The 10,884-nt window shown below is 39.2% G+C and carries 9 protein-coding genes; all 9 read right to left on the minus strand.

The features are described from left to right. Positions 1 to 1,315: 1,315 nt before the first annotated feature. The 9 genes from opp4C to FC748_RS12730 all read right to left on the minus strand — a co-directional run bounded on the left by opp4C (position 1,316) and on the right by FC748_RS12730 (position 10,884). Positions 1,316 to 2,227 (minus strand): oligopeptide ABC transporter permease, encoded by a 912-nt coding sequence (gene opp4C / locus FC748_RS12690; RefSeq protein WP_024362106.1) that lies wholly within the window; start codon positions 2,225 to 2,227, stop codon positions 1,316 to 1,318. Positions 2,228 to 2,240: 13 nt separating this feature from the next. Continuing rightward, a complete protein-coding gene (opp4B, locus tag FC748_RS12695) occupies positions 2,241 to 3,206 on the minus strand; it encodes an oligopeptide ABC transporter permease (RefSeq protein WP_024362107.1) in 966 nt (321 codons plus the stop codon). A 92-nt stretch (positions 3,207 to 3,298) separates the two neighbouring features. Further along, on the minus strand, positions 3,299 to 5,026 hold the full coding sequence (gene opp4A / locus FC748_RS12700) for an oligopeptide ABC transporter substrate-binding protein (RefSeq protein WP_024362108.1): 1,728 nt from the start codon (positions 5,024 to 5,026) through the stop codon (positions 3,299 to 3,301). 62 nt (positions 5,027 to 5,088) lie between these two features. After that, positions 5,089 to 6,078 carry an ABC transporter ATP-binding protein gene (locus FC748_RS12705; protein WP_024362109.1) on the minus strand — a complete coding sequence of 330 codons (990 nt, stop codon included), beginning with the start codon at positions 6,076 to 6,078 and terminating at the stop codon, positions 5,089 to 5,091. Positions 6,079 to 6,082: 4 nt separating this feature from the next. Further along, a complete protein-coding gene (locus FC748_RS12710; RefSeq protein ID WP_029747186.1) occupies positions 6,083 to 7,078 on the minus strand; it encodes an ABC transporter ATP-binding protein in 996 nt (331 codons plus the stop codon). 788 nt (positions 7,079 to 7,866) lie between these two features. Further along, a complete protein-coding gene (gene pyrE / locus FC748_RS12715) occupies positions 7,867 to 8,496 on the minus strand; it encodes an orotate phosphoribosyltransferase (RefSeq protein WP_107895698.1) in 630 nt (209 codons plus the stop codon). Continuing rightward, positions 8,493 to 9,203: an orotidine-5'-phosphate decarboxylase gene (gene pyrF / locus FC748_RS12720; RefSeq protein WP_024362111.1), complete on the minus strand. Its 711-nt coding sequence runs from the start codon at positions 9,201 to 9,203 to the stop codon at positions 8,493 to 8,495. Before pyrF ends, pyrE begins: the two co-directional genes overlap by 4 nt. Further along, positions 9,203 to 10,114: a dihydroorotate dehydrogenase gene (locus FC748_RS12725; RefSeq protein WP_108029497.1), complete on the minus strand. Its 912-nt coding sequence runs from the start codon at positions 10,112 to 10,114 to the stop codon at positions 9,203 to 9,205. The genes pyrF and FC748_RS12725 overlap by 1 nt, the downstream gene beginning before the upstream one ends. Further along, entirely contained in the window at positions 10,111 to 10,884 is a 774-nt protein-coding gene (locus tag FC748_RS12730) for a dihydroorotate dehydrogenase electron transfer subunit (protein ID WP_024362113.1), read from the minus strand. The genes FC748_RS12725 and FC748_RS12730 overlap by 4 nt, the downstream gene beginning before the upstream one ends.

Raw genomic sequence — 10,884 nt, forward strand, 5'->3', positions numbered from 1 at the left:
TCAAATTCAATAATTTGTTATCTTTAAAAAATAAATACGCAAGGTTGTTAGTGTTATTTTAGAATAATTAATTGCGTATGATTTTTTAACTGGTAGTTTTATTTAACTGAATATAGTTACTATCAATAAATTTTATAGATATATTTATCGTTATCTATTTTCCATAATAAATATTCCGCATTAACCACTTCTTATTACATCAATAAAATTAAAATACAACTCATTTAAATAAGTTATATTTTAATTTCACTTTCAGTTGGTGTTATTTAAGTTTGTAACTTTTTACAGAAAATTAGTTAGTTTTTACGCTTTATAAAATCCTTGCATGTACAATTTTGATACCCCCGTTTTCATGCCTTGAGCGGAGGAGTTCACCCTGCTTCGCGGGTATTTCTCCCTGTTCCGCGGGTATTTCCTTGCTTCGCGGATATTTCACCCTGCTCCGCGGGTATTTCTCCCTGTTCCGCTGGTATCTCCTTGCTCCGCGGGTATTTCTCCCTGCTTCGCGGGTATTACCCCTTGTTCCGCGGGTATTCCCCCTTGTTCCGCGGGTATTTCTCCCTGCTCCGCGGTATTTCACCCTGCTTCGCGGGTATTCTCCCCTGTTCCGCGGGTATTTCTCCCTGCTCCGCGAGTATTTCACTCTGCTCCGCGGGTATTTCACTCTACTCCGCGGGTATTTCACCCTACTCCGCGGGTATCTCCTTGCTCCGCGGATATTTCTCCCTGCTCCGCGGGTATCTCCTTGCTCCGCGGATATTTCTCCCTGCTCCGCGGGTATTTCTCCTTGCTCCGCGGGTATTTCTTCCTGCTTCGCGGGTATTCTCCCCTGTTCCGCGGGTATTCCCCCTTGTTCCGCGGGTATCCCACCCTACTCCGCGGGTATTCTACCTTGCTCCGCGGATATTTCACCCTGCTCCGCGGGTATTTCTCCCTGCTTCGCGGGTATTCTCTCTTGCTCCGCGGGTATTTCACCCTACTTCGTTGGTATTCTCCCTTGCTCCGCGGGTATTTCACTCTGCTCCGCAGGTATCTCCTTGCTCCGCGGGTATTACCCCTTGTTCCGCGGGTATTTCACTCTGCTCCGCGGGTATTTCTCCCTGCTTCGCGGGTATCTCCTTGCTCCGCGGGTATCCCACTCTACTCCGCGGGTATTCTCCCTTGCTCCGCGGATATTTCTCCCTGCCAAGCGAGTATTTCACCCTGCTCCGCGGGTATCACTCTGCCAAGCAGGTATTCCCCCTCCCCAAACAAATAGCAAATGGCACCTATCAAAGTAGAGTTTACTTTGATAGGTGCCATTTATTCACCAACATTATCTTCTTGATTTCGGATTCATTGCATCTTTCAGCCCTTCACCGATAAAATTGATCGATAAGATGACCAATGTAATGGCGGTTGCAGGTGGAACCCAAATCCAAATTTTATCTCTTAATACATCTGAGTTTCTAGCCTCAGATAACATATTGCCCCAGCTTGGTGTATCTGCTGGCACACCAAAGTTTAAGAAGCTTAACGCGGACTCGATAACAATCGTTACTGCCATTAATAGCGTAGCTTGTACAATAATCGTAGAAGCGACGTTAGGTAGTAAATGTTTGATAATGATTTTCGATGATTTACAGCCGATTGACTCTGCAGCTAAAATGTACTCATTTTCTTTCTCTGCAAGAATTCGACTTCGAACAACGCGGGCAACACTTCCCCAACTTAATACGGAAATAACAATAATTAATGTCCATAAGCCTGAAACTTTGCCGACTAGAATCGTATTTAAAACGATAACGAAAACTAATAATGGGAACATTAAAACAAAGTCTGTGAAACGCATTAAAATTTGGTCAACCTTGCCCCCAAAGTAACCCGAAATCGCCCCAATCGTTGTCCCAATTAAAACAATAAAAAACATACAGCCTATGCCAACCGTCAATGAAGATCTTCCAGCATATAGCATTCGCGTAAAAACATCACGACCATTTGTATCTGTTCCAAGCCAGTTTTCACTTGAAGGTGGCTGACTAATTTTCGTAAAGTCTACACGCACGATATCTTTTGTCGTAATATACGGTGCCAAAAACGATAGAATAATAACGATTAGTAAAAAAATAAGGCTGATCATCGCTAATTTATTTTTAAAGAACTTTCTTCTCGCTATCACCCATGGAGAGGGGCTTTTATTCGGTGTTTTTTTTGGTGCAGAAGCTTCTTGTTTTGTTACAATCTCCACATATTTCCCCTCCCTAATCTAGTCTAATTCGCGGATCTACTATACCGTACAGTAAATCGGCTACTAAATTTCCAAAAAGTGTTAAGAATGAAAGTAACATAGTGATCGACATCATGACCGCATAATCTCTTCTTCCAACGGAATCTAAGAACAGTGCACCTATTCCGGGATAAGTAAAGATGGTTTCTGTAATAACCGCACCGCTAATTAATGTAGCGATGTCAAACCCAAGAAAAGTAATAATCGGAATAATCGAATTTCTTAAAATATGCTTGTTGTAAATTTTTGATTCCTTTGTTCCTTTTGCTCTTGCCGTACGTACAAAATCTTTTCGACTGTTTTCAATAATATCGTTGCGTAAAAATTGTGTGTAGGATGCCGTTCCCATTAATCCTAAAACAAGGGCTGGTAATAATACATGATGGACCCTACTTAAATAATAAGCAAACGTGCCTTCCTGCAGCCCTACACCAACTGAGCCGTTGAATGGGAACCACCCTAATTGGAAAGAGAACACATAAATAGCGACAATGCCGGCAACAAATGACGGAATCGCTAAAGCTAGGTAATTATACGAAGCTATTAGATTATCACCTAATGTATAAGGCTTTCTTCCTGCATACATCCCCATGATAAAAGCAAAAATATACGTAAAAATTAAAGATGTAATGGCTAAAAATAATGTATTTGGAATTCGCTGTGCAATCACTTCCACTGCAGGTTTTTTATAAACGGTTGATTTGCCAAAATCCCCTTGTACAAAATTAGCCATCCATCTTCCATATTGCACGATAATTGGATCATTATAGCCTAACTTCTCTCTCATTTCCTCGATGTATTGTGGGTTTGTATTGGATGGATCAATTTCTCCCGCAAATGGATCTCCTGGCATCATTTTTGCTAAGAAGAACACAACTAACGAAATAAGGAGTAACAATGGAATCATGCCGAGTAGTCTTCGAAGTGTGTATTGAAGCATGTGACGTCCCCTTATCAATTAAAATTTACTACTATCAAGCTCCAATTCGAGCCTGATAGTAGTAGGTTTCTCAGCCTTGATTAGGCACTAACTTACTCAACAATGTGCCATTTATAAACGTCTGTTTGGAATCCAACAGCGTTAATATGAACACCTTGTAGTCGATTGTTAATACCATATAAATCTAGATTTTCCCATAATGGTAGTGCTGGTAATTGTTCGTTGAAGTATTTTTGCCAATTAACATACATTTTTTTACGGTAGTCTTTATCAAATGCTTTTTCACTTAACGCTTCTTTTAATAATTTGTCATTCTCTGCATCTACATAACGACCGTAGTTCCATTCTGCATCATTGGCCCATAAACCTGATGGGTCTGGATCAGAACCCATGCTCCAAGAACCGAAGAATGCCTCTAATGCTGCATCATCGTTGTCTTTCATTTCATTGTACAAGTTAAACTCAACTAAGCTTCCTGTTGCTAATTCTGTTTTTACGCCAATATCATTCCAAGATTGAATGATTGCTTGTGAACGACCTTCAAATGCAGCTGGTCCTGCATAGTGACCAAATAAAATTTTGAATGGTTGACCTTTTGGATCTTCAACAAATCCATCACCGTCTGTATCAACATAGCCTGCTGTTTTTAACAGCTCTTTCGCTTTATCCACATTAAACTCGTATGCATTTAAATCTGAAGCATCTGCAGCAGTCCAGAAAGTAACTGGGATAACTGTGTTTGCTACTTTCGCTTTTCCTTCTAAGAAAGCATCGATCATTGCTGGACGGTTAAGAGCATATAATAGTGCCTGACGTAATTCTTTTGAATTGAATTTATCAAAATCAGCTACATTTTTAAGTGTAGCTTTATCACGATGACCAAAACGAAGCCCGATATAAGAATAGCTCACACCAGTTGTTTCTTCGATACGTACATTGCTTAATGCAGAAAGCTCTTTCACAGATTGTGGTCTAATATCCATGATGTCGATTTCTCCGTTTTGGAACGCACCCGCAGCTAATGATGGGTCAATTACTTTTACAATAACACCATCAAGCGCTGGTTTCCCTTTCCAGTAATCATCAAAACGCTCTAATTCAGAATACTCGCCGTCTACCACTTTTTTCACTTTAAACGCGCCTAATCCTACAGGGTTTTCGCGCACTTGTTTTGATTCACTTAAATCTTTTACTGCAATGCCTTCATAATGTTTCTTAGGCATTGGGTATTGCCAAATGCTTTCTAAGTTATTAATTTTCACTTCTTTAAAAGTAATTTTAATTGTGTAAGGATCTACAACTTCAATTCCTGAAATTTTATCTGCTTTGCCTGCTTTTTTCTCTTCTGCCCCTTTTACGCCTTCAACATAGTTGAAACGAGGACCATCATAATCAGGGTGTGCTAACGTTTCTAATGCGAAAACCCAGTCTTCACCTGTTAGTTCCTCACCATTATGCCATTTTACGCCCTTTTCGAAATTGAACGTATACGTTAATTTATCTTCACTAATATCCCATTTTGCAAGGTTTGGTACATATTCTAATTCATCATTTACATCATACACGCCATCCATCATGAAATTTTGGATATAGCTATCTACGATACTTCCTGCAAAGGCAGGGTCAAATACGCCCTCTGGCGCTTGGTCTGTTCCGAATGTAACTACGCCACCTTCTTTAACATCAGTAGTTGCCGCTGGCGTTTCCTTATCTTTTTGTGCATCTTTGTCAGTTGTCCCTGAATCACTATTACATGCTGCTAGGAATAAAGCCATGACAAGCATCAGTAACAGTGACCATAATGTTTTTGTCTTTTTCATTCTTTTCCCCCCGTTAAAATTTTATTTTGAAAAGCATTGTATCCTGTTTTTTCTTGCCGTTTTTAATATAAGTGGCAAGCAACGTTATGGTCTGGCTTCACCTCCTTTAATACTGGTTTCGTTAAGGAACATTCCATCATAGCTTTAGGGCATCTTGGATGGAATGGACATCCTGTCGGAGGATTTGCGGGACTTGGTACATCACCTTCTAATACAATGCGCGTACTTTTTTTGCGAGGATCCGGTACGGGTATCGCGGAAATAAGCGCTTGTGTATAAGGGTGCAATGGTTCATCATAAATACTCGTCTTATTAGCAATTTCAACAATATTTCCTAGATACATCACGCCAATGCGATCACTCATATGCTTCACAACACTTAAATCATGCGCAATAAATAAAAAGGTTAAATCAAACTCATCCTGCAATTCTTTTAATAGATTCAAAACTTGAGATTGAACGGAAACATCCAAAGCAGAAACAGGTTCATCGGCGATAATTAGTTTTGGTTTAAGAGCTAGGGCTCTCGCAATACCAATTCGCTGACGCTGCCCTCCTGAAAATTCATGCGCATACTTATAATAGGCATCTTCAGGTAAGCCTACTTTGCGTAATAACTCCACGACTTCCCCTTTTAATGAATTGAGCGTTTTGTTATGGAAATTCATAATGGGCTCCGCTACGATACTGCCAACCATTTGCATTGGATTTAATGATGCATAAGGATCTTGGAATACCATTTGGATATCTTTTCTTATCTCTCTTAATGATTTGCCTTGTAATTTCGTAATATCCTGACCATTAAAAATGATTTGTCCTTCTGTAGAATCTAACAATCGAATAATAGTACGCCCAGTTGTTGATTTACCACAGCCTGACTCCCCAACCAATCCTAGTGTTTCACCATTTTTGATGGAAAAAGAAATATTATCTACCGCCTTCACATGTCCGACTGTCTTTTTTATAAACCCGCCTTTTATCGGGTAATAAGTTTTTAGGTTGTTCACTTCAAGTAAGTTTTCTTTACGTTGTTTGCTTGTTGTTTCTGTCATGTTGTTACCTCACACTTTCTTTAGGATAGCAACCTTCATATAGTAAGCACGAAACCTCATGACCATCAGCCATTTGTGCAAGCTGTGGCGTTACTGTACTACACTCAGGTTTTACAGACGGGCATCTATCGGCAAAGCGACAGCCAAAAGTAGGCATGTTTTTTAATGATGGCACAATGCCTTGGATTGTTGTTAACTCACTCACCTCTAAATCAATACGAGGAATGGATGCCATTAACAGCTTTGTATACGGATGTTGTGGGTTATAAAACAGATTATCTACATTCGTGCGCTCTACAATTTTCCCAGCGTACATAATGATGACTTCATCACACATTTCTGCCACTACCCCTAAGTCATGCGTTATCAAAATAATAGACATGTCATTTTTCTCTTGAATTTTTTTCAGCAGCTCCAGAATTTGTGCTTGCACAGTTACATCTAGTGCAGTAGTCGGTTCATCGGCAATTAACAGCTTTGGATGGCAGGCAATCGCAATCGCAATCATCACCCTTTGTCGCATCCCTCCGGATAATTGGTGAGGATATTCATCTACAATTTTGTCTGGTCTAGGGATGCCTACACTTTTTAACAATTCGATGGCTTGCTGCCTTGCTTCTGTTTTGGAGATTGACAGATGATTCAATAAAATCTCTTCAATCTGATTACCAATTGTAAATACAGGGTTTAAAGATGTCATAGGCTCTTGAAAGATCATACTAATATCTTTTCCTCGTATTTTATTCATTTCATCGCTTGAATAATTTTCTATATTTTGGCCTTGGAACTTTATTTCTCCACCCGTAACTTTGCCAATTCCTTGGGGCAGTAGCTGCATAATTGACAATGACATAACACTTTTACCACAGCCGGATTCCCCTACAATCCCTACAATTTGGCCAGGCTTGACGGAAAACGACACATTATCGACTGCATGATAAATATCTCCTTCTATATCAAAACCAGTTTTTAGGTTCTTTACTTCGAGCATTAAATTCATTTAATCATCACACCTTCGTAAATTTTTTCTAAATAGAAATATGTAGTAAAAACTAGCGATGTCCAAACTTTCCTGATTCAATATTCAGAAAAAAGATTTGAAACGGATTAAACTTATTTCAAAATTATTTCTACTCAAATAATTAATAGTTTTTATTATATTGAATTTAAATACATATTAATAAATTTTTTACAGTATAAACAAAAAAATAACTTACTATTTACTTATAGAATTATCTGAAAATTATCTATACGGCTATTTTATCTAGAAATAATACATTTAATCAAGAGTTTTTTTACAACTCTTCATAATGTTATATACATAATAAACCGTACAACTATTACAAAAAATTTTTTATTTTACAAATTAATTCTAATGAAATATTTGCTAATCTATTTATCCGTTCTACTTTTCATTAGTTATTTATTATTTAAATATAATAAATAACAAGATTGCACAATCCTAGCTTCTTCACCAACCGCATTCTTTTATTTGGTAAACTTGATTATTATTGGACTTAATTTAATTTTCTGTTTATTTTTAATAATCAATTATTATTAACATATAATTTTTCCCTTTAAAGCATTAATGTTAAAAAGCGATTTTTATTACATTAGAAAACTTTATTTTCATGATTTTTCTTTAACATACATCTCCTTGTATTTAATTTTTATATTTCTATCCTTCACAGTTCCTTACCAATAAAAAAACGACCACAGGTTATCATAACCGTGATCGTTTCATTATTGTTTATCAAACAGATTCGTTATAGCTAGTCAAAAATGCGATTATAATTCTCCAGCTTTAAGTTTTGCATGCCAATCTTTTAAAAATGGAATATCTTCTTCTTTAATGGCACCAGATTCATTCGCTGCTTCAATTAAATAATCGAAGTTTGTTAAAGATACGTACTTTATGCCCGCTTCATCAAACGCTTGTTCAGCACGTGGTAAGTTATACGTATAAACACATACAACCCCTAATACTTCACAACCCGCTGCACGTAAAGCTTCAACTGCTGTAATGGAAGAACCACCTGTTGACACAATATCTTCTACTACGATGACTTTTTGTCCTGCAGCATATTTTCCTTCAATTTGATTGCCACGACCATGTTCTTTTGCTTTTGAACGTACATAGACCATCGGTAAGTCTAAAATATCACTTACCCATGCAGCATGTGGAATACCTGCTGTGGCCGTACCAGCTACGATTTCTGTACCTTCAAAGTTTTCTTTAATTATCGCTGCTAAGCCATTTGCCAATTGTTTACGGATAACTGGGTCAGAGATTGTTAGACGCGTATCACAGTAAATTGGAGATTTAATACCTGATGCCCATGTAAAAAGTTCTGTTGGATTTAATTCGACTGCGCCTACTTTAAGCATAGCGTGTGCGATTTCGTTTTGTAATGTCATATTGATGCCTCCCATAGTTCACTTACCATTTTATATGCTGCTACTGGATCTTGCGCACCTGTTACGGCACGGCCTACTACGATTAAAGAAGAACCATCACGTTTGGCGCCATCAGGTGTAGCGATGCGCTTTTGATCGTGAGCGTCACCACCTGCTAAACGGATACCAGGTGTGACACGTAAAAAGTCTTGGCCGCACACTTCAGCAATTGCCTGTGCTTCATGTACCGAGCAAACCACACCATTTAAGCCAGCTTGTTTTGTTAAGCTTGCGTAGTGCAATACCGATTCTTGCAATGTTAACGCAATTTTTTGCTCTGCTTGCATTTGCGCTTCCGTAGTGGATGTTAGTTGTGTCACGGCAATCAATGCTGCGCGCTCTTGACCTGCAGGTGTCCCTGCTTCCAGACCTTCGAGTGCAGCTTCCATCATTGGTCGCCCGCCCGCTGCATGGACATTGACTAAATTAACCCCTAATTTAGCTAAGCCCTTCATCGCTGAGCCAACCGTATTAGGAATATCATGTAGCTTTAAGTCTAAAAATATATCATGACCTAAATCTTTCACTTTGCGGACAATATCTGGACCTTCTTGCATATAAAGCTCCATACCAATTTTGACGAAAAGAGGCTCTTGAAAATGTGCTAAAAACTTGAAAACTTCTGCTTCTCCTGGGAAATCAAGTGCTAGAATTGGTTTTGTATTCATTAACGATGGCTCCTTCCGATAATATCCGTAATATGTTCTACATCTAAAGCGTCAAGCTTTGCAGGTAATTCCTCAATGATATTCGGGCAAACAAAATGATCGACAAAATTGGCTGTTCCAACCGCAACTGCTGATGCACCAGCAGACATAAAATCAATTACATCTTGTGCTTCGCTTACGCCACCCATCCCAATAATCGGAATATTGACTGCCTTATACACCTCGTATACCATGCGAATAGCAACCGGTTTTACTGCAGGACCTGATAAGCCCCCTGTACCGTTGGCAATGACAGGTTTACCTGTACGTTCATGTAAGCGCATGCCGATTAATGTGTTAATCATCGTAATACCATCCGCTCCACCTGCTTCCACAGCTTGCGCGATTTCTACGATATTTGTAACGTTTGGTGATAATTTCACGTAAACAGGTACTTCCGACACTGCCTTGACAGCTGCAACCAAATCTCTTGCTGTTGCTGGATCTGTACCGAATTGAATACCGCCACATTTTACGTTCGGGCATGAAATATTAAGTTCTAGTGCTTTGACATTGGATGCAGCTGAGATGCGACGTGCTACTTCCACGTAATCTGCTGTTTCCGTTCCCGCTACATTGGCAATAATCGGCACATCATAGCCTTCTAAAAACTTTAATTCTTCATTCATTACTTTTTCAATACCAGGATTTTGTAAGCCAATAGCATTTAACATTCCTGCTGCTGTTTCCGCTACACGAGGTGTCGGATTGCCAGGTCTTGTTTCTACAGTTGTTGCTTTAATCATAATCGCACCAAGTATCGATAAATCGTACAGTTGCGCATACTCCCGACCAAAGCCGAAGCAACCTGAAGCTGGCATAATTGGATTTTTTAAATCTAAGCCAGGTAATTGGATATTTAAACGACTCATAATGCCACCGTACCTTTCGGGAATACTGGACCGTCAGAGCATACTTTGACATAGTCTTTATCAATTTGATCTGTTGTTTTACATACGCACGCGAAGCAAGCACCAATACCACAGCCCATTCGCTCTTCAAAAGATAAATAGCCTTCTTTTTCAGGATAGAAACCTTCTAAAGCTTTTAACATCGGTAGAGGACCACAAGAATAGAACACATCAAATTCTGGTGCACGTGATTCTAAAACGTTGGTCACAAAGCCCTTTGTTCCTTTTGAGCCATCGACTGTTACATAATGCGTTTCACCAAGTGCGTTAAATTCCTCTTCGTAGAAGCATACATCCTCTGTTTGGAAGCCTAATACATGGATAGTCTTCACACCACGTGCATTAAGTTGTTTTGACAGCTCATGTAAAGGAGGTACACCGATGCCGCCACCAACTAATAATGCTGTCCCACCTGTCTTTACAGCATCAACTGGGAAGCCATTACCGATTGGGCCAAGGACATTGACTAGCTGCCCTTCACGATTTGTCGCTAACACCTTTGTTCCTCGACCTTCCGCACGATAAATCATGGTAAATTCACTGTTGTCTTTATCTATATTTGCAATACTGATAGGTCGACGTAAAAGCGGCTCCAATGAATCTGACACCTTTACATGGACAAACTGGCCAGGAGTCATATCCTGAACCAGTTCACCACGAAGTGTCAATTCGAAAATGTTTGTCGCAATTTGCTTTTGAGAGACGACCGTCATTTTCTCTTGACGAATCAT

This window comes from Lysinibacillus sphaericus, assembly GCF_005217585.1.
GTDB classification, from domain to species: Bacteria; Bacillota; Bacilli; order Bacillales_A; family Planococcaceae; genus Lysinibacillus; species Lysinibacillus sphaericus.

Bases quoted from the DNA above. Each gene is read 5' to 3' on its own strand.
- FC748_RS12730 (WP_024362113.1), bottom strand. From the start codon at position 10,884: ATGATTCGTCAAGAGAAAATGACGGTCGTCTCTCAAAAGCAAATTGCG.
- FC748_RS12725 (WP_108029497.1), bottom strand. From the start codon at position 10,114: ATGAGTCGTTTAAATATCCAATTACCTGGCTTAGATTTAAAAAATCCA.
- pyrF (WP_024362111.1), bottom strand. From the start codon at position 9,203: ATGAATACAAAACCAATTCTAGCACTTGATTTCCCAGGAGAAGCAGAA.
- FC748_RS12705 (WP_024362109.1), bottom strand. From the start codon at position 6,078: ATGACAGAAACAACAAGCAAACAACGTAAAGAAAACTTACTTGAAGTG.
- opp4A (WP_024362108.1), bottom strand. From the start codon at position 5,026: ATGAAAAAGACAAAAACATTATGGTCACTGTTACTGATGCTTGTCATG.
- FC748_RS12710 (WP_029747186.1), bottom strand. From the start codon at position 7,078: ATGAATTTAATGCTCGAAGTAAAGAACCTAAAAACTGGTTTTGATATA.
- opp4B (WP_024362107.1), bottom strand. From the start codon at position 3,206: ATGCTTCAATACACACTTCGAAGACTACTCGGCATGATTCCATTGTTA.
- pyrE (WP_107895698.1), bottom strand. From the start codon at position 8,496: ATGACATTACAAAACGAAATCGCACACGCTATGCTTAAAGTAGGCGCA.